The 23,367-nt window shown below is 61.8% G+C and carries 25 protein-coding genes; 11 read left to right on the top strand and 14 right to left on the bottom strand.

Annotation, left to right across the window (positions count from 1 at the left end; all coding sequences use genetic code 11):
- Positions 1 to 37 precede the first annotated feature (37 nt).
- Positions 38 to 1,306: a peptide antibiotic transporter SbmA gene (sbmA, locus tag GQ59_RS01175; protein WP_037076514.1), complete on the top strand. Its 1,269-nt coding sequence runs from the start codon at positions 38 to 40 to the stop codon at positions 1,304 to 1,306.
- Positions 1,307 to 1,921: 615 nt separating this feature from the next.
- On the opposite strand, the gene GQ59_RS01170 is transcribed toward sbmA, so the two are convergent.
- Positions 1,922 to 2,908, bottom strand: coding sequence for a polysaccharide deacetylase family protein (locus tag GQ59_RS01170; RefSeq protein WP_037076511.1), 987 nt, complete (start codon positions 2,906 to 2,908; stop codon positions 1,922 to 1,924).
- Between the two features lie 266 nt (positions 2,909 to 3,174).
- On the opposite strand from GQ59_RS01170, the gene GQ59_RS01165 reads away from it, so the two are divergent.
- Both GQ59_RS01165 and der read left to right on the top strand, forming a co-directional pair.
- Complete coding sequence (locus GQ59_RS01165; protein WP_037076508.1) at positions 3,175 to 3,846, top strand: tetratricopeptide repeat protein; 672 nt, start codon at positions 3,175 to 3,177, stop codon at positions 3,844 to 3,846.
- A gap of 32 nt (positions 3,847 to 3,878) precedes the next feature.
- Positions 3,879 to 5,300 carry a ribosome biogenesis GTPase Der gene (gene der / locus GQ59_RS01160; RefSeq protein ID WP_037076505.1) on the top strand — a complete coding sequence of 474 codons (1,422 nt, stop codon included), beginning with the start codon at positions 3,879 to 3,881 and terminating at the stop codon, positions 5,298 to 5,300.
- Between the two features lie 246 nt (positions 5,301 to 5,546).
- Here der and GQ59_RS01155 read toward each other — a convergent pair whose 3' ends face one another.
- Together GQ59_RS01155 and GQ59_RS01150 are read right to left on the bottom strand one after the other, a co-directional pair.
- Positions 5,547 to 6,608 carry a glycosyltransferase family 4 protein gene (locus tag GQ59_RS01155; protein WP_037076502.1) on the bottom strand — a complete coding sequence of 354 codons (1,062 nt, stop codon included), beginning with the start codon at positions 6,606 to 6,608 and terminating at the stop codon, positions 5,547 to 5,549.
- A 79-nt stretch (positions 6,609 to 6,687) separates the two neighbouring features.
- A complete protein-coding gene (locus GQ59_RS01150) occupies positions 6,688 to 7,206 on the bottom strand; it encodes a hypothetical protein (protein ID WP_152564182.1) in 519 nt (172 codons plus the stop codon).
- A gap of 249 nt (positions 7,207 to 7,455) precedes the next feature.
- On the opposite strand from GQ59_RS01150, the gene GQ59_RS01145 reads away from it, so the two are divergent.
- Positions 7,456 to 7,863 (top strand): OsmC family protein, encoded by a 408-nt coding sequence (locus tag GQ59_RS01145; RefSeq protein WP_037076498.1) that lies wholly within the window; start codon positions 7,456 to 7,458, stop codon positions 7,861 to 7,863.
- Between the two features lie 33 nt (positions 7,864 to 7,896).
- Here GQ59_RS01145 and GQ59_RS01140 read toward each other — a convergent pair whose 3' ends face one another.
- Both GQ59_RS01140 and GQ59_RS01135 read right to left on the bottom strand, forming a co-directional pair.
- On the bottom strand, positions 7,897 to 8,421 hold the full coding sequence (locus tag GQ59_RS01140) for a hypothetical protein (RefSeq protein ID WP_037076495.1): 525 nt from the start codon (positions 8,419 to 8,421) through the stop codon (positions 7,897 to 7,899).
- A 153-nt stretch (positions 8,422 to 8,574) separates the two neighbouring features.
- A complete protein-coding gene (locus GQ59_RS01135; protein ID WP_037076492.1) occupies positions 8,575 to 9,489 on the bottom strand; it encodes a sugar kinase in 915 nt (304 codons plus the stop codon).
- 155 nt (positions 9,490 to 9,644) lie between these two features.
- Here GQ59_RS01135 and bglA point away from each other — a divergent pair, with 155 nt between their 5' ends.
- Positions 9,645 to 11,294 carry a beta-galactosidase BglA gene (gene bglA / locus GQ59_RS01130; RefSeq protein WP_037076489.1) on the top strand — a complete coding sequence of 550 codons (1,650 nt, stop codon included), beginning with the start codon at positions 9,645 to 9,647 and terminating at the stop codon, positions 11,292 to 11,294.
- Positions 11,295 to 11,301: 7 nt separating this feature from the next.
- Here bglA and GQ59_RS01125 read toward each other — a convergent pair whose 3' ends face one another.
- The 4 genes from GQ59_RS01125 to GQ59_RS01110 form a co-directional block, all read right to left on the bottom strand.
- On the bottom strand, positions 11,302 to 11,715 hold the full coding sequence (locus GQ59_RS01125; protein WP_037076485.1) for a GFA family protein: 414 nt from the start codon (positions 11,713 to 11,715) through the stop codon (positions 11,302 to 11,304).
- Between the two features lie 104 nt (positions 11,716 to 11,819).
- Positions 11,820 to 12,353 (bottom strand): SRPBCC family protein, encoded by a 534-nt coding sequence (locus GQ59_RS01120; protein ID WP_037076483.1) that lies wholly within the window; start codon positions 12,351 to 12,353, stop codon positions 11,820 to 11,822.
- Complete coding sequence (locus GQ59_RS01115) at positions 12,350 to 12,769, bottom strand: ArsR/SmtB family transcription factor (protein WP_051903729.1); 420 nt, start codon at positions 12,767 to 12,769, stop codon at positions 12,350 to 12,352. Before GQ59_RS01115 ends, GQ59_RS01120 begins: the two co-directional genes overlap by 4 nt.
- Positions 12,770 to 12,846: 77 nt before the next feature.
- Complete coding sequence (locus GQ59_RS01110; RefSeq protein WP_037076480.1) at positions 12,847 to 13,749, bottom strand: AraC family transcriptional regulator; 903 nt, start codon at positions 13,747 to 13,749, stop codon at positions 12,847 to 12,849.
- Positions 13,750 to 13,959: 210 nt separating this feature from the next.
- Between GQ59_RS01110 and GQ59_RS32285 the strand changes: the two genes are divergently transcribed.
- Together GQ59_RS32285 and GQ59_RS32485 are read left to right on the top strand one after the other, a co-directional pair.
- Entirely contained in the window at positions 13,960 to 14,097 is a 138-nt protein-coding gene (locus tag GQ59_RS32285; RefSeq protein ID WP_156376340.1) for a hypothetical protein, read from the top strand.
- Positions 14,090 to 14,458, top strand: a complete 369-nt coding sequence (locus GQ59_RS32485) for an Atu4866 domain-containing protein (protein ID WP_084682929.1) — start codon at positions 14,090 to 14,092, stop codon at positions 14,456 to 14,458. Before GQ59_RS32285 ends, GQ59_RS32485 begins: the two co-directional genes overlap by 8 nt.
- A gap of 157 nt (positions 14,459 to 14,615) precedes the next feature.
- Here the strand turns inward: GQ59_RS32485 and GQ59_RS01100 are convergent, their stop codons facing one another.
- From GQ59_RS01100 to GQ59_RS01090, 3 genes are all read right to left on the bottom strand, one after another.
- On the bottom strand, positions 14,616 to 14,828 hold the full coding sequence (locus GQ59_RS01100) for a DUF4160 domain-containing protein (protein WP_037076476.1): 213 nt from the start codon (positions 14,826 to 14,828) through the stop codon (positions 14,616 to 14,618).
- Between the two features lie 77 nt (positions 14,829 to 14,905).
- On the bottom strand, positions 14,906 to 16,603 hold the full coding sequence (gene ade, locus GQ59_RS01095; RefSeq protein ID WP_037076473.1) for an adenine deaminase: 1,698 nt from the start codon (positions 16,601 to 16,603) through the stop codon (positions 14,906 to 14,908).
- An 83-nt stretch (positions 16,604 to 16,686) separates the two neighbouring features.
- Positions 16,687 to 17,697: a threonine ammonia-lyase gene (locus GQ59_RS01090; RefSeq protein ID WP_244447885.1), complete on the bottom strand. Its 1,011-nt coding sequence runs from the start codon at positions 17,695 to 17,697 to the stop codon at positions 16,687 to 16,689.
- A 48-nt stretch (positions 17,698 to 17,745) separates the two neighbouring features.
- Between GQ59_RS01090 and GQ59_RS01085 the strand changes: the two genes are divergently transcribed.
- The 3 genes from GQ59_RS01085 to GQ59_RS01075 all read left to right on the top strand — a co-directional run bounded on the left by GQ59_RS01085 (position 17,746) and on the right by GQ59_RS01075 (position 20,306).
- Complete coding sequence (locus tag GQ59_RS01085) at positions 17,746 to 18,207, top strand: Lrp/AsnC family transcriptional regulator (RefSeq protein ID WP_037076470.1); 462 nt, start codon at positions 17,746 to 17,748, stop codon at positions 18,205 to 18,207.
- A gap of 69 nt (positions 18,208 to 18,276) precedes the next feature.
- Positions 18,277 to 18,687: a thiol-disulfide oxidoreductase DCC family protein gene (locus GQ59_RS01080; RefSeq protein WP_037076467.1), complete on the top strand. Its 411-nt coding sequence runs from the start codon at positions 18,277 to 18,279 to the stop codon at positions 18,685 to 18,687.
- A complete protein-coding gene (locus tag GQ59_RS01075; protein ID WP_037078035.1) occupies positions 18,684 to 20,306 on the top strand; it encodes a saccharopine dehydrogenase family protein in 1,623 nt (540 codons plus the stop codon). Before GQ59_RS01080 ends, GQ59_RS01075 begins: the two co-directional genes overlap by 4 nt.
- Positions 20,307 to 20,368: 62 nt before the next feature.
- On the opposite strand, the gene GQ59_RS01070 is transcribed toward GQ59_RS01075, so the two are convergent.
- Positions 20,369 to 21,475 carry a branched-chain amino acid ABC transporter substrate-binding protein gene (locus GQ59_RS01070; RefSeq protein WP_037076464.1) on the bottom strand — a complete coding sequence of 369 codons (1,107 nt, stop codon included), beginning with the start codon at positions 21,473 to 21,475 and terminating at the stop codon, positions 20,369 to 20,371.
- Positions 21,476 to 21,760: 285 nt separating this feature from the next.
- A complete protein-coding gene (locus GQ59_RS01065) occupies positions 21,761 to 22,201 on the bottom strand; it encodes a MarR family winged helix-turn-helix transcriptional regulator (protein WP_037076462.1) in 441 nt (146 codons plus the stop codon).
- A gap of 284 nt (positions 22,202 to 22,485) precedes the next feature.
- Here GQ59_RS01065 and GQ59_RS01060 point away from each other — a divergent pair, with 284 nt between their 5' ends.
- Positions 22,486 to 23,325: an alpha/beta fold hydrolase gene (locus tag GQ59_RS01060; RefSeq protein ID WP_037076459.1), complete on the top strand. Its 840-nt coding sequence runs from the start codon at positions 22,486 to 22,488 to the stop codon at positions 23,323 to 23,325.
- Positions 23,326 to 23,367: the final 42 nt, after the last annotated feature.

Below are 23,367 nucleotides of genomic sequence, written 5' to 3'. Positions count from 1 at the left end.
CATCCAGCCGACTCGAACTCAGGAAAGCCAAAGCTCCGTGTTCCATTCCTTCTTTCCCCGGCCCAAAGTGTTTTTCATCTCGGCCTTTCTGTGGGCCGTCCTAGCCATAGGACTCTGGTATGGGGGCGGAAATGCAATCGGTCCAGCCCTTGGTTTTGCTCCGCGTGATGCCAATGCCGAAGTGGACGTCTCGCTTTTCTGGTCGGGGCCGTTTCTTTGGTTCTACTTGTATTATATCCTGGCCACTGCGATTTTTGCTGCCTTCTGGTTCTGGTATGCTCCTCACCGCTGGCAATATTGGTCGGTGCTGGGAAGCGCACTGATCGTATTCGTTACGTATTTTTCCGTACAGGTCAGTGTTGCGTTCAATGCTTGGTACGGTCCTTACTACGATCTTGTTCAGCAGGCGCTTGCGAAGACTGCTCCGGTTACCGCAGGCCAGCTTTATACCGGCCTGCTGGGCATCACGGGTATTGCTTTCGTGTCCATCACCGTGAGCGTGTTGAACCTGTTCTTCGTCAGTCACTACATCTTTCGCTGGCGTACCGCGATGAACGAATTCTACATGGCGAACTGGTCCAGGCTGCGCCACATCGAAGGGGCGTCACAGCGCGTGCAAGAAGACACGATGCGTTTTTCTTTGACTGTCGAAGGACTGGGCGTAGGTTTTGTCAGGGCGATCATGACGCTGATCGCCTTCATGCCGGTGCTGTTTTCCTTCTCGAATACGATTACCGAACTGCCGGTTATTGGCGAAATCCCCCACGCTCTGGTCTGGGCGGCGATCGTGTGGTCGTTGTTCGGTACTCTTTTCCTGGCGCTGGTCGGAATCAAGCTGCCTGGTCTTGAGTTCCGCAACCAGCGCGTCGAGGCCGCCTACCGCAAGGAACTGGTCTACGGTGAAGACCATGAGGATCGCGCCCAGCCGGCAACCGTGGCGGAGCTTTTCGCTAACGTCCAGAAAAACTATTTCCGCCTTTATTTTCACTATCTCTATTTCAATATCGCCCGCTTCTTCTATCTCCGCGCGGACGACCTCTACAGCCTTATGGTATTGATTCCGTCGATCGCGGCCGGGAAAGTTACGTTGGGGATTTTCACCCAGGTCGGCAATGTTTTCGATCAGGTGCGCACGTCGTTCCAATATCTCATCAATTCCTGGACGACGATCGTCGAGCTGATGTCGATCTACAAACGCCTCAAGGCATTCGAAGCGGTGATCTACGATGAGCCGCTGCCGATCATCGACCAGCATTACCTGGAGCGGGAAGCCGAGGGCGGCGAGATCGCAGCCGACCGGCCGTAGTGGTCGCCATTGAACTCAGCAGTTTTGGCCACGCAGGACGTTCGTCCGGCGCGGTTTGGTTTGGGAATGGGGCAGGCGGGGTATTTCGGCGTATTGGATATCAGGCTTTCCGCCTGCCCCGACTGTTTGCTGCAGCTTTCCGGGAGTTGTCAGTTCCCGTTCCACCACGTTCGACAGCCATCACCGGAAACCGGGGTCCGAAAACCCTTGGAGGAGGATGCCGGTTCGCGAACCCGGTTTCCATCCGATGACGGGGTGATTATGGGATGGGTTCGGCGAGGCGGGGATGGACGGGGAAGTGGATCTGGGTAAGGCATTGATGCGGTTGGGCGGGTTTTTCGCGGGTGGGTGAAATCGTCCCCGGCAAAGACCCCTCCCGGCCTGCCGGCCACCCTCCCCACAAGGGGGAGGGAGACCCGCGGCGATGTCGGCGCCAAATAACGCATGTCACCGCACGCCATCTTCCGCACGATCATCGTGGTGATCGTTTCGGTGAATGATAGGGGTCTCGTTTTTGGAGCGGCGAGCGCGCCGCATATATCCCTCCCCATTGTGGGGAGGGTGGACGGCAGGCCGGGAGGGGGCTTTGCGTCAAACTCTCAGGCCGATCGAACTTTAAAGCCCCGACGCCATCCGCGGTTTTTCCCGTTCGCGGATCAGCCTGATCGCCTCCGAATAACTCACGCAGGCGACGTCCTCGCGTGCACAGACCTCCGTCACCAGCCGCTCCATTGCCCGCCAATAGGCGCCGCCGTTCATTTCGACGAAATGCAGGCCGATCTGGAGGGGGATGCGGTCGCCGTCATATTCCTTGTCGAAGGCGGCCCTGAAGGCGGAATAGGCGCGGTCCTCGAATTCGGCGGAGCTGCTCGGATTGTCGATGCCGCCGGAATGGCGGATGAAGAGGTTGTAGTCCATGGCGATGATCGGCCGATTGGACGGGCCCTCGGGAATGAGCGGCAGGCCGAAGCGGATGAGGCCGCCCTTTTCTTCCGGCATCATCGGCCCCTTGGTGACGAGGCTGGCGTCATAGCGGATGCCGGCCCGTCTTTCGGCTTCGACCAGGCCGGGGCTGGTGGAGAAATAGGGAGCGCGGAAGCCGGTGATCCCGGTCGCGACGAAATTCCTCCAGCCTGGAGGTTCCTCCGATCTGGCGCCTGCTGTCTTCCAGGCATCGGTCAGCACGTCGTGGAAGGTGCTGAACTCGGCGCTCCAATCGGCTGCCGTCCAGTCCTTGCCGTCGAAATGGCCGCAGGTATGGCTGGAAATATCGTGGCCTTCGAGATGCGCCTGCCAGACGTGGCCCAGCCTTTCTCGGGCCTCGGCAGCCGTCTGGGCAAAGCCGATATTCGATTTGCCGGGCTTCTCGTTCGGCCCCTGATAACTTTTGGCATTGGCGCGCTCGATCACCAGTGTGCAGGAGAGGAAATAGGTGAAATGGGCATTGGTGCGCGCGGCGAGATCGCGGCTGCGCTGCCAGAGATGATTGGCGCCGGCGCCGTCGAAGGAGACCATCACCAGCTGTTTCGGCTTGTCCGCGGCATTGGTTGTGAGGGGCGCGGCGAGAAGACAGAGGGCGAGGGGAAGGGCAAGCGAACGCATCGGGTACCTGAATCATGGCGAAGGGCAGCCGGCTTTGTGGCCGCTGAATAAGGCAAAGCTTTGAGCGGTTTGATTTAAGTGCGGATTCCTGCCGAAAGGCCGCCAACGGGCGCCCCCGGGCGGGTCTTTTTCGATTTGCGCTTGCCGCCTTTGCAAAACCGGCGCCCACTTTTGCGCGACAGGCGTTAAGGGGGGCCTTACATCTCCGGGAAAATAGGCTAGAAGGCGCTTTTCCGCATGATGGGCCGGTTGGGCCGGAGACTTTGATGGCGCAGGACGACGACAGTTTTATTCGCGAAGTGAACGAGGAACTTCGCTCCGATCAGTTCAGGGGTGCATGGCAGCGTTACGGCAGGGTCGTGATCGGTATCGCCGTGCTGATCGTCGTCGGAACTGCCGGCTATCGCGGTTACGAATACTGGGATACGCATAATTCCTCGCAGTCCGGCGACCGTTTCCTGGCGGCCCTGAAGCTTGCCTCGGACAACAAGAACGACGAGGCGCTCGCCGCCTTCGCGGCGCTTGAAAAGGACGGCACCGGCGCCTATCCGGTACTCGCCAAGTTGCGCGCCGGTTCGGTGCAGCAGTCCAAGGGCGATACATCAGGCGCGATCGCCACCTTCTCGGCGGTCGGCAAGGACGCCAAGGCGCCGCAGGCGATGCGCGACCTCGCCCGGATGCGCGCCGCCTGGCTGCTGATCGACAACGGCACCTACGAACAGGTGGCCGCTGAAGTGCAAACCATGGCGGTGCCCGCCAATCCGCTTGCCAATTCCGCCCGCGAGGCGCTTGGTCTTGCCGCCTACAAGGCCGGCAAGATCGCGCAGGCCAAGGAATGGTTCCAGCAGATCGCCAATGACGCCTCTGCGCCGCGCAATGTTGCCAACCGTGCGCAGATCATGCTCGACAACATCGCCTCCTCCGGCAAGGCGCCCTGACGGATTTCGCTCAGGGCTTTAAGGATAAGAGAATGAGCTTCACCGTCGCCATCGTCGGACGCCCGAATGTCGGCAAGTCCACGCTTTTCAATCGCCTGGTTGGAAAGAAGCTGGCGCTTGTCGACGACACGCCGGGCGTCACTCGCGACCGCCGGCCGGGCGACGCGAAGCTCATCGACCTGAAATTCACGATCATCGACACCGCCGGCCTCGAAGAGGCAGGCCCCGAGACGCTCGAAGGCCGGATGCGCGCCCAGACCGAGGCCGCGGTCGATGACGCCGACCTGACGCTGTTCGTGGTCGATGCAAAATTTGGCCTGACGCCGCTCGACAAGACGTTCGGCGAACTGCTGCGCCGCAGCGGTAAGCCGGTCGTGCTGGTCGCCAACAAGTCGGAAGCGCGCGGTTCCGACGCCGGTTTCTACGATGCCTATACGCTGGGTCTCGGCGAACCGGTGCCGATCTCGGCCGAACACGGGCAGGGGATGATCGACCTGCGCGACGCGATCGTCGAGGCGCTGGGTGAAGAACGGGCGTTTCCGGAAGAGGTCGATGAGGCGGAGACCGATATCGACGTTCGCGATTCCGATTTTGCGGACGAGGACGAGAGCGAGCCGGAATATGACGAGACCAAGCCTCTGCGCGTCGCCATCATCGGCCGCCCGAATGCCGGCAAGTCGACGCTGATCAACCGTTTCCTCGGCGAAGATCGGCTGCTGACCGGACCGGAAGCGGGCATCACCCGCGACAGTATCTCGGTCGAATGGGAATGGCGCGGCCGCACCATCAAGATGTTCGACACCGCCGGCATGCGCAAGAAGGCGCGGGTCCAGGAGAAGCTCGAGAAGCTCTCGGTTGCCGATGCGCTGCGCTCGATCCGGTTCGCAGAGACCGTGGTGATCGTTTTTGACGCCACCATTCCCTTTGAAAAGCAGGACCTGCAGCTTGTCGACCTGGTGCTGCGCGAAGGCCGGGCCGCCGTGCTCGCCTTCAACAAGTGGGATCTCGTCGAGGACACGCAGGCGGTGCTCGCCGATCTGCGCGAAAAGACGGAGCGGCTGCTGCCGCAGGCGCGGGGCCTGCGCGCCGTGCCGATTTCCGGCCAGACGGGCTACGGGCTCGACAAGCTGATGCAGAGCATCATCGATACCGACAAGGTGTGGAACAAGCGCATCTCGACGGCCAGGCTCAACCGCTGGCTCGACGGCGTGCAGACCCAGCATCCGCCACCGGCCGTCTCCGGCCGCCGCCTGAAGCTCAAGTACATGACCCAGGTGAAGGCCCGCCCGCCGGCCTTCATGGTGTCCTGCACCAGGCCCGACGCGTTGCCGGAAAGCTATATCCGCTACCTGATCAACGGGTTGCGCGCCGATTTCGATATTCCGGGCGTGCCTATCCGCATGCATTTCAAGGCGGGTGAGAACCCCTTCGAAGGGCGCAAGAAGAAGCGGTAGGCTTTTGCGGCCCTCGTTTGGCTGCTTGCCCGGTGCTGCCCCTCATCCGGCTGCCGCCACCTTCTCCCCGCTTGCGGGGCGAAGGGATATGCCGCGCCGTTTTCGCCCCTCTCATCGCTGTAAATGGCGGCTCGCTCTGGGCGCTCTTCCGGGGAATAGGGAGCCGTGCGTCTTGTGTCCTTCTCCCCGTCGGAACGGGGAGAAGGTGGCTGCAGCCGGATGAGGTGGCAGAGCCTGGCTCCGACACTACACCGCCGAAGGCCGAATTCCGCCTCGCGGTGCCGCCAGCTTCGGGCGCCCTTGCGCGATCATCACATTGTTCAGGAACTGCTTCGACGCGGCTTCCCAGGTGAATTTGCGGGCAAGCGCCTGGGCGTTTTCGCGCGAGCAGTCGAGCGCGGCAAGGCAGGCCGCGCGAAGATCTTCGTGGAGCGCGCCGGCACCGGAACCTTCCTCGATGATGTCGATCGGGCCGGTGACGGGGTAGGCAGCGACCGGCACGCCGCTGGCCAGCGCCTCGAGGATGGTGTTGCCGAACGTGTCGGTTTTCGAGGGGAAGACGAAGACGTCAGCCTGGGCATAGGCGCGGGCGAGGTCCTCGCCGGTCTTCATGCCGGTGAAGAGCACGTTCGGATAACGCTTCTGCAGGTCGGCGCGGGCCGGGCCGTCGCCGACCACGACCTTGGAGCCGGGCAGGTCGAGATCGAGGAAGGCGGGCAGGTTCTTTTCCACCGCGACGCGGCCGACGGTCATGAAGATCGGGCGCGGCAGGTCGAAGGGCCGCTCGTCGAGATCCATCGGGTGGAACATGGTCTGGTCGATGCCGCGGCTCCAGCGCAAGAGGTTCTTGAGACCGAGCTTCGAAAGCTCGCGCTCAAGGCTGGCGGTCGCCACCATGCAGCCATTGCCGGCATTGTGGAACCAGCGCACGAAGCCGTGCAGCCAGCGGACCGGGATGGGGAAGCGCGCCGACACGTATTCCGGAAAACGGGTGTGGTAGCTGGTCGAGAAGGGGATGTTGTTCTTGAGGCACCAGCGGCGGGCAAGCAACCCGAGCGGGCCTTCGGTTGCGATATGCACGGCGGTCGGCATCGACGCCTGGATGGCGCTGGCGATCTGCCAGTAGGTGGCGACCGAGAGACGGATTTCCGGATAGGTGGGGCAGGGAACGCTGGTGAAATCCTGCGGCGTCACCATCGTCACATCGACGCCCATCTGGGCAAGTTCCCGATTGGTATTCTCGATCGAACGGACGACACCGTTCACCTGAGGGTACCAGGCATCCGTCACGATGGTTATTCTTGTCATGGAAGGCCGAACCCGGTTGCCGATCCGTCCACGACTCGCGCGTGACGGAGCGTTGTCGGCCCTCTATCGGAAAAGTTTGTTACAGGCTGATGAAGGGGGCAACCAAGACACGGAGAGGCGACACCGAGGAACTGGGCGGTTCAACAATAGGAATGCCAAGTACCGCCAAAGTTCCGAATATTCCCGCCGCTAATACACTGAAGCCCCAAGCCGCTGACCAGATCAGCACCAGCGTTTGCGGAAAAATTGTGGAGGCGCTACGGCCTCGGTCTATATCCTTCTTTTCGCCAAACGGGCGCGGCAGGCTGATCGCTTTGAATTTGGCCTCGTCTCGTTGATACCTCTCACGCAGATATTCGATTTGCTCAAGCGCAGCATCGACCCCTCTCAGGACGCGGAGAGAGAAATACACGCCAAGGGCAGCCAAACATCCCAGCAGAAAGCAACCGGCGATCATCCAAGTCGTTAGATAGGCGAGTCTCGTATCGACGAGCTTCATCATTATGTTGACGACCACGGCCGAGGCCGAGAAGATACCAGCACTAAAAAATATTGCCCATCCAAGACGTTGGTTGATAAGGTTATTTTCGCGGTCCATATTTCGCCAGATCGCGTCATATATTCGATACGAGTCAGTCTGTTCCGTAGCAACAGCAGGCGGTATGATCGGCTTTTCACACATAGTTGCTACTTTCCGGTGGGACCTAGTTACAACCTTCGCATTCATGCAATCATGAATTGATTTTTCTGGCTACGTCTCCTTTTTGATGATCTCTCAAGGCTTCCGCTTATCGATTGAACTGCCGCGCGTTCAATGGGATTATCGATCCGATCAGGAGGACTGCCCATGATTTCGTCGACCGTCGAGCTTCGCAACGTGGCCGGAACCGAGGCGGCCCTGGGCTGGGCCGGGAGCCATACGATCGTCGTCGATCGGGCGGAGGGGAAGGCTGGCGGGCGCAATCTCGGGTTCAATGGCGGGCAGCTTTTGGCGCTGGCGATCGGCGGGTGCTTCTGCAACGACCTCCGATACGCGGCGCACGAGATGAATATCGACATCGAGGATATCGCGGTCAGCGTCACGCTGGAGCTCGACGGCACGCCGCTGATCGCCGTCGGTGCGGAGCTCGACGTTATCTGCACCTCGGGCGATGGTGCCGACACCAGGGCGCTGATCGAGCGGGCCAGAAGCGTCTGCACCGTCGCCAATTCGGTGATGCGCGGGTTTCCGGTGTCGTTCCGGGTTGCCGGCTGACCTCCGAGCGAGGGCAGCCGGCGCCGGGGGCGGTTAATCGGCGGCGATGGTGAAGTCCTGATCGAATGTCGAGGTCTGGTCACCGCTCATGTCGTGGATCGTATAGGTCAAGGTGTATTTGCCAGCCGGCGCGCCGGTCAGCGTCAGGGTGAAATCCATGGAGAATTCCATGTTGGCGTTGTGGCTCTGAAGCACATTGGTGGAGAAGGCCTTCTTGTCGAGCATGACGTCGCCGTTGGCCGCCTTGATCTTCAGGTCCGATACGAAGTTGAGTTCGTACATGTCGTGGGGAAGTTCTTTCCATCCGTAGCCGATCGGCTCGACATAGGTGATGACCTTTTCACCCTGCTTGAAAATGCTGGACTGCTTTTCCTGATAGATGCCGTAGCCGGTGGAGGGCGCAGTGACGAAGGTCACCAGGCGCTCCGTCAAGCCGAGCTTTCCCCATGCCTCATAAGTTCTTTCTTCGGCCTTGGTCAGGGCATCGATGGGGGCTGAGTGTGCAGCCTGGGATAGGGAGAGGGACAGGACGGTCAGGACGGCAAGAGCGATACGCATTTCATTTCCTCGTTGGGAGCAATCGTAAGCCGCCCTAACTCTTTCAGATAATGACTGAAAATTGATGTATGACGCGCCACCCAAAAATCAGCCGACAACGGGGGTCGATTTCGGCGCCCTTGACCGGCGTGTCCGGATACGTCCGGTGGCGTTTTACCCCGGCAGCAGCGCCGGGCTGATCAGGGCGCCGTGGTGGCCGATCACGACGGACGCGACCGAGGCGCCGTAGGCGGCGGCCTGCGCCGGCGGGGTGCCGCGGACCAGGCGCGACAGGAAGGCGCCGTTGAAGCTGTCGCCCGCGCTGGTCGTGTCGACGAGCTGCTCTGCCCTGACGGAGGGGACATGGACGACGGCGGCGCCGGCGAAGCTCAGCGTCGCGCCCTCCGCGCCGTTCTTGACCACGATGTTTTCGACGCCGAGCGCGTGGTAGCGGGCGATGGTGTCTGCGACGGTCGCATCGCCGAAATGGGTGGTCTCGTCGTCGAAGCTCGGCAGGACGAGGGAGGCGGCCCGTGCGCCGGCTTCGATCGTCTTCAGCATGTAGTCTTTACTCGGCCAGAGGCGGGGGCGGATGTTGGGGTCAAAGGCGACTGTCTTGCCGGAGGCCTTGGCGCGGCGCAGTTCCGACAGCAGCGTCTCGACCGCTTCGGGGCTAAGGATGCCCAGCGTGATGCCGGAGAAATAGAGGATGTCGGCGGCTTCGATCGCGGCGCGCAGATGGTCCGCGTCGTCGGCGAGTTTCCTGGCGGCGGCCGTGTCGCGCCAGTAGCTGAAGGTGCGTTCGCCGTTCTTCAGCGTGATCAGGTAGAGGCCGGGCGTCTTGCCCTCGATGCGGCGGATGAAGCTCGTGCCGATGCCGGCATCCCGCATCATCGACAGCATTTCGGTTGACAGGGGATCGTCGCCGACAGCGGTGAAATAATCCACCGACCATTCGGCCGGCAGGCAGGCGCGCGCATACCAGGCGGTGTTGAAGGTATCTCCGGCAAAGCCCTTGCGCAGCAGGCCTTCGCCCGCCTGCGACAGCTCCACCATGCACTCGCCGATCGAAAGAAGCCGTCCGCCCAATTGCATCCCTCCCGCATTTTTTAACTCGCATAGGCCGAAGTTTCAGCCGTGGCAAGAGAGTGGTTTCGGAACGTCGCAGAGCCCTGCTTATGCGTTGTCTTTTGAACGGGGGGCACTAGGTTGGGCTGGAACATTTAAGAAAGGAGAGTCGGACGATGGCGACACAGGCAGTGAAGGCAGTCGATGCAAACTGGTGGCGCGGCGCGGTGATCTACCAGATCTATCCGCGCTCCTTTCAGGACTCGACCGGCGACGGGATCGGCGACATCAAGGGCATTACCGCGCGCCTGCCGCATGTCGCCTCGCTCGGCGTCGATGCGATCTGGCTCTCGCCCTTCTTCACCTCGCCGATGGCCGACATGGGCTACGACGTCTCCGACTACTGCAATGTCGATCCGATGTTCGGTACGCTCACCGACTTCGACGAGATGATGGCCGAGGCGGAGCGCCTGGGGTTGAAGGTGATCATCGACCAGGTGATTTCCCACACGTCCGACCGGCATCCGTGGTTCGTCGAAAGCCGTTCCAGCCGCACCAATCCCAAGGCCGACTGGTATGTCTGGGCGGACCCGAAGCCGGACGGCACGGCGCCGACCAACTGGCTGTCGATCTTCGGCGGGCCGGGCTGGGAATGGGACGGGGTGCGCAAGCAATATTACATGCACAACTTCCTGATCGCCCAGCCGGACCTCAATTTCCACAATCCCGAGGTCCAGGCCGCCATGCTGGACACGGTGCGCTTCTGGCTGGACCGCGGCGTGCACGGGTTCCGCCTCGATACCGTCAACTACTATTTCCACGACAAGCAACTGCGCAACAACCCGCCGATGGTCTACGACACCGACGGCGCGGGCATGGAGACGGACACCAATCCCTATTCCATGCAGAACCACCTCTACGACAAGACGCAGCCAGAAAATATCGACTTCCTGAAGCGGCTGAGAGCGTTGCTCGACAGCTACGAAGGTCGTGCGACCGTCGGCGAAGTCGGCGACGGCCCGCGTTCACTTTCGACGCTGGCGCTCTACACGACCGGCAATGACAAGCTGCACATGTGCTACACCTTCGATTTCTTAGGTCCTGCCTTCGACGCGGCCTATATCCGCAAGGTGATGACCACGGTTGCCGATACCGTCAGCAATGGCTGGGTCTGCTGGGCGTTTTCCAATCATGATGTCGTTCGCCACGTGACCCGCTTCGCCGAGTCTCCGGCCGAGCAGGACCGGGTCGCAAAACTGTCGATCACGCTGCTTTCGGTCCTGCGTGGCTCGATTTGCCTCTATCAGGGCGAGGAACTGGGGCTGACCGAGGCGGAACTCACCTTCGAGGATCTGCGCGACCCCTACGGCATCCGCTTCTGGCCGGCCTTCAAGGGCCGCGACGGATGCCGCACGCCGATGGCCTGGGAAGCGGGCGAGCCGCATGCGGGCTTTACCACCGGTTCGAAGACCTGGCTGCCGGTGCCGGCCGACCATGCGCGCCGTGCCGTCGATGCGCAGGAGGCGCTCCCGGATTCGGTGCTGCACCACTACCGGGCGGCACTCGCCTTCCGCAAGGCGCATCCGCCGCTCATCGACGGCGACATGACCTTCCTCGATACCAACCAGGACCTGCTCGCCTTCGTGCGCGAGAAGGGCGGCGAGAAATTGCTGTTCATCTTCAACCTGACCCGGGGAACACAGGATTTCACCCTGCCGAAACGGCTCGGCGAAATTCTGCCGGTTAACCTGCCGGGCTTCGTGTCGCGGCTCGAAAAGGGCGTGGTGAAGCTCGATGCCCTCGACGTGTTCTGCGCCCGGGTGTGAAAGTTCTTCAAGCTGGCGGCATGTTCTCGAATTTCGGCAGGGCCGGATCGAGATGATCCCAGGCGTGGCCGGCGGCGTGCCAGGTCACGAATTGCGGCTTATACAGGCTCGGATCGTCGAGGCTGCCGGCGCGGATGACGAAGTAGTCCGGCATAGCCGGGAACGTCATATAGACCGGCGAACCGCAGGTGGGGCAGAAGGCCCGCCTCTTGACGGTTCCGCCGTCGCCGGTCGCCTCCCAATGGGTCGCATTGCCCTCGACCTTGACGGCCGCGCTTGGGAAGGTGAGGTGGGAGGCGTGGCCTGTGCCGCTTTCGCGCTGGCACTGGCGGCACTGGCAATCGACCATGACCGCCGGTTCGGCGGAGATTTCATAACGAAGCGCGCCGCAGGCGCATCCGCCCGTAAAAAGGGTGCTCATGTCGTATCTCCATGGGTATGGCGCCATCGCGGACCTTTGACTGAAACCTCCGCCCCGGCTCTCTGGGGCCTCCCTGAACCATGGGGCGGAGGCGACAACGTGCTTCAGGCCGGGATGCGGCGGTCGTATTCTTCCTTGAGGCGGCTCCAGCCTTCCCAGAACGGTTCAGGCTTGGCGCCGGTCGCCCGGGCGACCAGGATGTCGAGATGCATGTGCCAGCCGGCGCCGACCATGACCATGTTGCGGCGATCGGAGATCCGCCGATGCGTGACGGTGAGCAGGATTTCGCTGCCGGCCGGTTGAAGTTCAAAGCTGACTTCGCCGCGCGGCGGCCACGAGAAGACGAGGCGATGCGGAGGCTCGAACGCGATCACCTCGCTCTGCATGCTGTGTTCCGCGGGAAAGCCTTCCGGTCTGCCTTCGGCCGAGCCGGCCAGTTCGTCGTTTCGCCAGGTGAGTTCGAAGGAACTGCCCGCCTGTGCCGGCATGATGCCCGATGCGAGCCACTGGCGGCGAAGATCGCTGTCGGTGAGGTAGGCCCAGATTCTCTCGATGGGACCCGGCAGGCGGCGCTGGATGGTGAAGGCGAAAGGTTCGGCTACAGCGCCGTATTTGTTCAATGATGTCATGTCGTTCATTGGTCTTCTCCCGTTTCAGTTTCAGATTTCTGGGACGCAGGGAATTTCAACGGATTCTTCTGGGTCTGGTCCCGGGCGTTCTTTTGGGCGTCCTCCTCCCTGAGAAGGCGTTCCAGGATATCGAGCCTGTCGGTCCAGAAGCGCTCATAGAAGGTCAGCCACTCATGGGCGGTCGCGAGCGGGCCGGGTTCGAGGCGGCAGAGATGGGTGCGGCCTTGAATTTCGCGGCGGATCAGCCCGGCGCTTTCCAGCACCTTGATGTGTTTCGAGGCCGCCGCGAGCGACATCTCGTGCGGCTCGGCCAGCTGGCTGACCGTGCGCTCGCCCTGTGCAAGCTCGCGGAGCATGCGGCGGCGCGTGCCGTCGCTGAGGGCGTGGAAGACCGTATCGATCGGATGTGTCTGTAATTCAACCATGTGGTTGAATATGCGCCCATGCCCTTTTATTGTCAACCGATCGGTTGAATATTTTCTGGAAGAGAGATTTGGGCGGTTCAGGCCTCGGCGTAACGGGAGGGTTCGCTTCTGAGCCGGGTGATATCCTGGATCGGCGGGGCGCCGAACAGGCGGCGATATTCGCGACTGAACTGCGAAGGGCTGTCATAGCCGACCTGATGGGCGGCAGTGGCGGCGTCCATGGCATTGCCGAGGATGAGGCGGCGGGCTTCCTGCAGGCGCAGCTGTTTCTGGTATTGCAGCGGGCTCATCGCCGTCACCTCGCGAAAATGCTGGTGCAGCGAGGACGTACTCATGCGCGCTTCGACCGCTACCTGCTCGATCGAGAAGGGGGCGGAAAAGTTCTGGCGGATCCAGGAAATCGCCCGGTTGACCTGATACAGCCGGTTTTCGGGCGCCAGAATCTGGCGGATCATCTCGGCCTGATCGCCGCGCAGCAGGCGGAACATCAGTTCGCGCTCGATCAGCGGCGCGAGATAGGCGATCTCCTCGGGCTTATCGAGAAGCTGGGCGAGGCGGAGTGCGGCGTCCAGGAATTCCGGTGTGGTGTAACTGAGACCGATGCATTTTTTGCGCATGGTTGGGACACCTGGCGCAGCCGGCATGTCCACCAGCATCTCGCTCAGCAGCTTCAGGTCGAGATCGAGGCGCAGGCAGAGATACGGCTCCTCCGCCGTCGCCTCCATGACCTGGCCTGTAACGGGCATGTCGACCGAGACGACCAGATACTGGCCGGGGCTGTAGCGAAAGATTTCGTCGGCCAGCATGACCTGTTTCGCCCCTTGCGCGATGATGCACACCGCCGGCTGATGGATGACGTGCAGCGGCTCGGTCGGCTTCGAGATGCGGATCATCGACAGGCGCGGGATCGCCGTATCGAACACGCCGTCGCCATCGGTGTTTTGTGCAATCAGCCGAGCAAGTTGATCGAGCTTTTCCATCTTCGGGCCTCGTTCGAAGGTACGGATGCCGTAAAATACAGGATGTCTGCGGTCTGGTGTGGGCATCATATGGTGGCGCCGTTGGCCATTTCAACTGAACTTCGGAGGATTGTGCAATCATGCCGGAGGACTGAGCTACCGCTCGCCCGCTGTTTTCCACCATATTCGGCTGGTCCGATCGAACCAGCCCGGACTCAAATGGAGATGGTGATGAGCAACTTTCAGCGCTTACTTGAAAGCCCCTTCCATTGGGCCGCCGATTTTGCCGGCGGCTTCCTCAAACGCTCCCGCGGCACGCAAAGACGCCGCCGCGAACGGATGCTCAGGAGGGAATATCTCAATGGCTGAAAGGCTTTTTCGCGCCCCTTCAGGTTTCCGGGCTCCGCTCGCGTTTGCTGCCTTTGCCGCGGCTTTCGCCTTCATCGCGACGTTTACGGCGCTTGCACACGACATCGAGGAAGAGGAGAAAACCATGGCTGAACATCCCTATGCGGGCATGTGGGTAAACGAAGACAATCACATCCGCCACGAGCTTTTGCCGAACGGCCGCTACGTGGAAGCGCGCGGCACCCGCGAAAAGGCCTATGAGGGTCGCTACTGGGTGGCCGGCGACCATATCGACTACAAGGACGACACGGGGTTCACCGCGGATGGGGATTTTCGCGACGGGGTGCTCTATCATGCGGGGATGGTGCTGAGGCGGCGGTGAGGGGCGGCGCCCGCTCAACGCGACCTTGTCTTCCCCGCACGGAATTCGGTCAAGGCATCCTCTGCGAGACGGTGGAATTTGCTTTCCGCATCGCCTTTCTCGATCTGCTCTAGCTTGCCCATGGACGATCCTAACGGGATTTATGCGGCAGGACGTTTCACCGTCCTGTCGCCGCGCCCTTCCAGAGGGCCGGCGATGGAGATGTCTTCGTCGAAATCATCCCAGTGGATGCCACTGCGATAGTCGGCTCCAACCAGATCTTTGCATTGGCGCCGCCGCTTCGGACATGGATATGCACAGGCTCACGCGGGTCGCCTTCGTTGGAGTAGAAAAAGAACTTCAGCTTTCCCGAGCGGAAGACAAATGGCATCAAAGCCTCCGTTTTTTGACTTTTATCTTCCCTCTTTGGAGCCCGAATGGTTGTCGCTAACGAATGGCTTTGATGCTTCACCCGATCAGCGCGAACCTGTCCACATCCACCATGCCCTTGTCCGAGATTTTCAGGTGGGGGATGACCGGCAACGGCAGGAAGGCGACCTGGAGGAAGGGTTCCTGAAGCGTCGTGCCGAGCGCGTAGGCGGCATGGCGGAGGTGGTGGAGGGTGTCGCGGACCGTTTCATACGGCTCAAGGCTCATCAGGCCGGCGACGGGCAGGGCGATTTCGCCGGTGACCTTTCCATCTTCCACCACCACGAAGCCGCCGTGGATTTCGCCCAGACGGTTGGCGGCGAGCGCCATGTCGTCCTCGCTGACGCCGACGACGCAGATATTGTGGCTGTCATGGCCGACGGTCGAGGCGATCGCGCCCTTCTTCAATCCGAACCCCTGGACGAAACCATTGGCATGGTTGCCGTTCTTGCCGTGCCGCTCGATGACGGCGACCTTGATGATGTCGCGGGACAGATCGAGACCGGTCTGGTTGCCGATTGCGGGCAGGCGGTAGCGGCGGTGTTCGGTGATGATCTTTCCGGGCATTACGCCGATGACGGGCGTCTCGCCCTCGCTCACCGGCACGCCGAAATGCATGGCCTGGACGGGACGCGCCTTGACGCTGTCGAGGCCGACCGGGGCGACGGGTTTGCGGGTGGCGAAGAGCTCGTCGGTCACCTTGCGGCCGGCGGAGAACACCATCTCGGCCTTGCAGTTTTCAAGGCTGTCGATGACGGCGAGATCGGCCCGCCAGCCGGGGGCGACGAGGCCGCGGTCGCGCAGGGCGAAAGCGCGGGCGGCGGAAATCGAGGCGGCGCGGTAGACGGCGAGTGGTTCGACCCCGTGGGCGATGGCGGTGCGGATCATGTAGTCGAGATGGCCCTGTTCGGCGATGTCGAGCGGGTTGCGGTCATCGGTGCAGAGCGCGAGATAGGGTGACAGCCGCTCGGTGAGGAGTGGCATCAGGGCGTGCAGGTCCTTGGAGACCGAGCCTTCGCGCACCAGGATGTGCATGCCCTTGCGGATTTTTTCGAGCGCCTCCTCGGCGGTCGTGCATTCGTGCTCGGTGCGGATGCCGGCTGCGAGGTAGCCGTTCAGATCGAGCCCACGCAGCAGCGGCGCGTGGCCGTCGATATGGTCGCCGTAGAAGGCGTCGAGCTTGGCGAGGCAGATCGGATCCTTGTAAATGACGCCCGGGAAATTCATGAATTCGGCCAGGCCGATGACCTTGGGGTGGTCGCGGAAGGGGAGCAGCTTTTCGATCGGCAGATCGGCGCCGGACGTCTCCAGATGGGTGGCGGGCACGCAGGAGGAGAGCTGGACACGGATGTCCATGATCGTTTCGAGCGAAGAATCCAGGAAAAATTGTATGCCCTCGGTGCCGAGCACGTTGGCGATCTCGTGCGGATCGCAGATCGCGGTGGTGACGCCGTAGGGCAGGACGCAGCGGTCGAACTCGTGCGGGGTGACGAGCGATGATTCGATGTGGAGATGCGTGTCGATGAAGCCCGGCACGACGATCCTGCCGGAAATGTCGATCTCGGTCTTGCCGGTGTAGTCGCCGCAGGTGCCGACGATACGGTCTGCGCAGATGGCGATGTCGGAGGCGACGAGTTCGCCGGTCACGAGGTCGAAGAAGCGTCCGCCCTTCAGCACGATATCGGCGGGTTCGCGGCCGGTGCCCTGGTCGATGAGGGTTTCGAGACGGGTGGTCATGGCAGGCTCCTCGCGCTGAATCGGTCGCCTAACCTAGCCGTTCCATGAGGAAACGGGGAGAGGCGACCGATGCAAGCGGGATGTCATGCGATATCCGCGCGAACATTGCCACCGCAGAGGATGGTGGCGACGGTTCGGCCTTTGAGGTTCGCGCCGTTTTCCAGAAGACCTGCAATGCCGGCGGCGCCGGCTTCCTCGACGACGAGGCCGTAATGGATGCGGCAGAAATCCCGCGCCTGGCGGATTGCCGCCTCGCTGGCTTCCCAGACGTCATCGGCTGTCGTCCTCATGCAGTCCAGCGCGTAAGGAACGCACTCCCGAACTGCGATGCCATCGGCTGCGGTCGCTGCGGTTTGCGTGGAGATGAGCCGGCCGGTCTCCCAGGATTGCTTCATGGCGGGTGCATTGGTGGCAACCACGCCGATGACCTTGCAGTTCGGTGCCCGGGCGCGGATCCAGGCGCCGATCCCGGTCAGAAGCGCGCCATTGCCGAGCGGCACGAGAATGGCGTCGAGGTCGACGGCTTGCCGGGAGAGGCGCTCGGTGATCTCCAGTGCGATCGTGCCTGCACCTTCGGCGATGGCCCGCAATGCGCCGTCTTCGACAAACGGGCAGCCATTCGCTTCGGCATAGGCACGCGCGGCGGCCTTGGCAGTGTCGAAATCGCTGCCTTCCAGCCGCACGTCGGCGCCGAGCCGGCGCATGGCTTCGATCTTGCCGGGATTGGCGGTGGTGGCGGAAAAGATCACCACCCTGCGGCCCCGCGCCCTGCCGGCATAGGCGAGCCCCTGACCGAAATTGCCGGCGGAGGCAGAGACGACGGGGTGATCGCCGGCCGGTTCGTTCCGCATCCACCAGTCGGTGCCGCGTCCCTTGAAGGAGCGGATCGGATTGAGCGTTTCCACTTTCGCCAGCAGGCGAAGGCCGAGAGCCGTGTTGGCCGTCTGCTGCTCGATCAACGGGCTGTTGGTGAAGACGGGATCGATGCTTTTCGAAGCAGCGAGAATACCGTCGGCGGAAGGGTGTGGCTGGTTCTGTGTCATGGCGTTAAGATGCCAACGAAAAGCCGGCAGAATTCCTGAATTCATGCTCATGATCAGGAATATTTCCCGGAATTTGTTGACAGGCGGGAAATCCTCTCAATGGCATTGACGAAAGCCGATCGTGAAATCCTCAAGCTCATGCAGCAGGATGCGACCATCACCCTGAACGAGCTTGCCGAGCGTGTGGGCCTCTCGCCGTCCTCGGCACAGCGGCGGCTGCAGAAGCTGCGCGAGGACAAGGTGATCCTGCGGGACGTTTCGATCGTCGATCCGAAAAAGGTCGGCACCGCCGTTTCCATGCTGGTCGAGGTGGAGCTGGAGCGCGACCGGCCGGAGCTCATGCCGCCTTTCCTGCGCTGGCTGGCGGATACGCCGGAGGTGCAGGAGGCCTGGGGTACGTCCGGCCGGGGCGATTTCACGCTGGTGATCCTCGTCCAGTCCGTCGAGCATTTCGACGTGCTGGCGGACCGGATGATGGAGATGAACCCGAATATCCGCAAATTTACCACGAGCGTCGTGCTAAAGACTTTGAAGCGGACGCTGGCGGTGCATATCGAGTGAGGGAGCAACGTTAAGTCTGCAAACCGATATCGATTGCCTGGCTTTGATCTGTCGGAATAAGGTGACGCCATGAGTGCCAAAGACCTGTCCGGCCCGATTATCGTTTTCGATGCGCAATGCATTCTCTGCTCGACCAACGCCCAGTTCGTGCTGCGTCACGACCGGGCGCGGCGGCTCCGTCTCACCTCGATGCAGAACGAAGCGGGAGCTGCGCTCTATCGCCGCTTCGGCATCGATCCCGCCAATCCGGAAACGCTGATCTTGGTGGAGGGTGACGAGGCGCTGCGCGACAGTGATGCGGTGCTGGCGATCTATGCCGGGCTTGGCTGGCCCTGGAAGGTGCTTTCCATTTTGGGGCTGGTACCGCCTTTCCTGCGCAATCCGCTCTATCTCTGGATTGCCCGCAACCGCTACCGGATTTTTGGTCAGCGCGAGACCTGCTGGGTTCCGCCGGCGGATTATGCAGATCGCGTGTTGTGAAAACGGTCATCGTTCTTGGCGGATATGGCGGTTTCGGCGCGCGACTTTCGCTGCGGCTCGCTGCTGATGGTTGGATGGTGATGGTGGCTGGCCGGAATGGCGAGGCCGCCAAGCGATTTGCAGAGGATTTGCCGAATGCGACGCCAATTGTGGCGGATAGGAACCGAGATCTGACGCCGATCCTTGAGGAACATCGCCCGTTTCTGCTCATCGATGCAGCCGGGCCGTTTCAGGGCAGCGGCTATCAGGTGGCGCAGGCGTGTATCGCCTGTGGGGTCCATTACATCGATCTGGCCGATGCGCGGGATTTCGTCAGCGGTATTTCGGGGCTGGATGAGACGGCGCGTGCTCGCGGGGTCGTGGCGATGGCCGGCGCCTCCAGCGTGCCTGCCATGTCCGGTGCCGTTATTGATGAACTGGCACAAGACATGGAGGACGTGTGCTCCGTCGAAATGTCGATCAGCGCTTCGAACCGTGCGACGGCAGGTTCGTCCGTCGCGGCGGCGATCCTCAGCTATGTGGGCAAGCCCGTGCGGCTCTGGCACGGCCGGCGCTGGCAGCAAGAGACCGGCTGGCACCGGTTGAAGCGCGTACACTACCGCATACGCGGCAAGGTGCCCATTTCGCGGCTGGTCGCGCTGTCGGATGTGCCGGATCATGATCTCGTGCCGGCAAGGGTACCGGGCCGACCTGCAACCATCTTCCGTGCCGGGCCGGAGTTTTCGTTTCAACTGTTGACGCTCTGGCTTCTGAGTTGGCCGGTAAAATGGGGCTGGTTCGCGTCGCTCAGGCCGCTTGCCCGCTGGCTGCTGCCGCTGCAGAAGCTCAGCACACAGTTCGGGACGGATCGCTCCGCGATGGCGATCGAGCTCAAGGGCTCACTTGGCGGTGCGTTCGAAAGCCGGCGCTGGACGTTGATCGCCGAAGATGGCTGCGGGCCGGAAATCCCGACGATAGCGGCGCAATTGATCGCGAATGCGATAGCGCAGGGGACGGTAGCTGCCGGTGCCCGACCGGCTGCGGGAGAGCTGTCATTGGCAGCGTTCACCCCGCAATTCGACCGGCTTGCGATCTTCCGGGAGATCGAGAGTAGCCCCTATCTGCCGCTCTATCTGCGGGTAATGGGCGAGGCTTTCCATATGATGCCGGGGCCGGTGCGGGAAATGCATAACGTTTTCGGCGATGTGGGAGCGGCCGGCACCGCCACGGTGGAGCGCGGGCGGTCATTTCCGGCGCGACTTGTCGCGGCAATCATGGGTTTTCCGCCGGAAGGCGAGCATCCGCTACATGTCGCTTTCTCGGAAAACGATGGCGTCGAACGCTGGACGCGCGATTTCGGCGGGCATGTTTTCAGCAGCGAACTCAGCCAGCGCGGGCGCTATGTCTGCGAGCGTTTCGGGCCGATGCGATTTTATTTCGATCTGCCTTCGGACGCTTCCGGGCTGACGATGGTGATGCGTAGGTGGTCGGTCTTCTCAGTGCCGATGCCGATGGTTCTTGCGCCGAAAAGCGAGGCACGGGAATGGGCGGAGGGTGTTGATTTCTGCTTCGACGTGCCGATCATGCTGCCGCTGATTGGCAAGGCTGTTCATTATCGGGGCCGGCTTCGACGCTTATAGGCGCGTTCACCAAAACAAACGGGCGCCCGAAGGCGCCCGCTGATCGTGCGATTTGAAGGATGTCACTCGGCGGAGACGATCTTGCCGTCTTCCCATTTGAACAGGGAGAAGCTCTGCGAGGTGAGGTCGCCCGTCTCGCCATAGGTGAGCTTGCCGATGGCGGTGGCGATCGGTTCGCCGGACCTGATGGCCGCGGCCACCGCTTCCGTATCCTCGGCGCTCTTTGCCTTTTCGATGCCGGCCTTGATGACTTCCACGGCGGCATAGGCGTTCAGGGTGAAGGCTTCTGCGGGGATCTTGCGGGCGGCGAGCGCTTCGGCGGCAGCCTTGGAATCCGGGCTCTTGGTGGCATCGGAAGCGTTGGTGAAGACGGTGCCTCCCGCCGCCTTGGTGCCGATGTTCCAGAACTCGCTGTTCGACAGGCCGTCACCGCCGACGATCGTCGCCTTGACGCCGAGATCGGCGAGCTGGCGGGCGAGCAGGCCGCCTTCCGGATGGTAACCGCCGAAATAGATCACGTCGACATTCTGCGACTTCAGGCGGGTCGTCAGCGCGCTGAAATCCTTGTCCCCCGGGGTGACGGCGTCATCGAGCACTTCCTTGACGCCGCCGTCATTCAGCGCCGTCTTGAAGGCGTCGGCGAGGCCTTTGCCATAGGCGCCCTTGTCGTTGATGATCGCGACCTTCTTGTCCTTGAAGGTCTTGAGCACGTAATTGGCGGCGACTACGGCCTGCTGGTCGTCGCGGCCGCAGGTGCGGAACACGTTGGTGAGGCCGCGCGTGGTGAGAGCCGGGGTGGTGGCGGTCGGGGTGACCATCAGCACGCCGTTTTCGGCAAGCGCATCGGAAGCCGGCATGGCGACGCCCGACGTCACGGGGCCGACCACGAAGCGGATGCCTTCGCCGACCAGCTGGTTGGCGGCCGAAACGCCCTGCTTGGGCTCCGCCGCGTCGTCGGCGGTCTTGAGGACGACCTTTTCGCCGAGAATGCCGCCCTTCTTGTTGATTTCGGCAATCGCGGTCTCGGCGCCGTTCTTCACCTGGTCGCCATAGGCCGCGACGGGGCCGGTGAGCGGGGCGATCAGACCGATGACGATGTCGGCATGGGCAAGCGGCGCGAAAACGAGCGAGGCGAGGGCAGTTGCCCCCAGTAGCGTCTTGAGGTTCATCTTGGTCTCCTTGGGTGGGGGCTTTGAGCCCCGCGGTGAACGCCGCATCCCCTGCCTTCCGTCTTCGATGTCGCGCCGGGCGCGGTCGTGCCAAGGACGAAGAGACGATGCGGTCGATACCGTGCCGAGCCATGTTTGGCTTCCGGCGACCGGCCGCCAATTCTGTATGAATTCCGCCGGGATTGCGCAAGAAGATAACAAAACGGGTTCGATTTTTGTGATTTTCACGAAAAATTGGCGAGAAAATGCAGAGACTGGCCGGATCTCGCGATTTTCTGCGAAGCTTCAGTCCTTACGTTCCAAAGCGCCGAGGAAGGTCCGGACCTGGTGGTTGAAGGCCTGGAATTCCTTGGGCGTCATGCCGGACCGTTCGATCAGCGTGTCGCCGAGGCACTTGCTCCTGGCGATCAGTGCGCGGCCGGCATCGGTCAGCCAGACGTGGACCTGGCGCTCGTCGGTCTTGCTGCGACGACGCTCGAGGAGGCCGGCCTGTTCGAGCCGCTTTACCGGCGGAGTGATCGTGCTCGACTCCAGCGCCAGCCGGTCGGCGATCGTGCCGATCGTCGAGCCGTCCTGTTCACCCAGCACGCTCAAGACCAGGTATTGCGGATAGGTGATACCCATATCGTCGAGCAGCGGCTTATAGGCGCGGTTGATGGCGATATTGGCGGTGTAGAGCGAAAAGCAGAGCTGATCGTCAAGCAGCGGAAGGGGGGAGGCGGACATGCTGGCTCCGGGGCTGTTCCAGGTTCGTGGGAATGTAGATAGCATAAATTTGTTATCGCGATAAATATTTTTGTAGACAGGATTAAAAAGTGGCGCTATTCAGATGTTTATCGCGATAACAAATATCGAGGTATGAAAATCGCGATAATTCGAAGGGTGTGGTTCAACGGAACGACACGCAACGGTATTATGAATGTCTGGTGCGGCCCTCCGCCCGGTTGCGGTCGCGCCCGACATTCATGTCTCAGTCATTCGAAAATCAGTTTCAAAAGGACAAGAGGACCATGACCAGCAATTTCATCACCACCCAGGACGGCACGCAGATCTTCTACAAGGACTGGGGTTCGAAGGATGCCCAGCCGATCGTTTTCCATCACGGCTGGCCGCTTTCGGCCGACGACTGGGATGGCCAGATGCTGTTCTTCCTGCACCAGGGTTTTCGCGTCATTGCCCATGACCGCCGCGGCCACGGCCGTTCGAGCCAGACCGAAACCGGCAACGAAATGAACACCTATGCTGCCGACGTCGCGGAACTCGCAGCCCATCTCGACCTGAAAAACGCCATCCATGTCGGCCATTCGACCGGCGGTGGCGAAGTTGCCCGCTACGTTGCCCAGTATGGCGGCGGCGGCCGGGTGGCCAAGGCCGTGCTGATGGGCGCCGTGCCGCCGATCATGCTGAAGACGGAGAACAATCCGGGCGGCCTGCCAATCGAAGTCTTCGACGGTTTTCGCGCTGCACTTGCGACCAACCGCGCCCAGTTCTTCCGCGACGTGCCGGCCGGCCCGTTCTACGGTTTCAATCGCCCCGGCGCGACCGTTTCCGAAGGCGTGATCCAGAACTGGTGGCGGCAGGGCATGATGGGCGGCACCAAGGCCCATTACGATTGCATCAAGGCGTTTTCGGAAACCGATTTCACCGAAGACCTGAAGGCGATCGATGTGCCGGTTCTCGTGATGCATGGCGACGACGACCAGATCGTGCCGATCGCCGACTCGGCCCTGCTTGCGGTCAAGCTGCTCAAGAAGGGCACGCTGAAGGTCTATGAAGGTTTGCCGCACGGCATGGCGACGACCCATGCGGATGTGATCAACGCGGATCTGCTGGCGTTCTTCAAGGGCTGAGGCTCTGGTCGATATTGCCATCCGCTGGGTTCCGGCGGGTGG

The organism is Neorhizobium vignae (assembly GCF_000732195.1).
Lineage (GTDB): Bacteria > Pseudomonadota > Alphaproteobacteria > Rhizobiales > Rhizobiaceae > Neorhizobium > Neorhizobium vignae.
The sequence above is the reverse complement of the archived record's forward strand: the minus strand, read 5'-3'. Positions and strand labels throughout refer to the sequence as shown.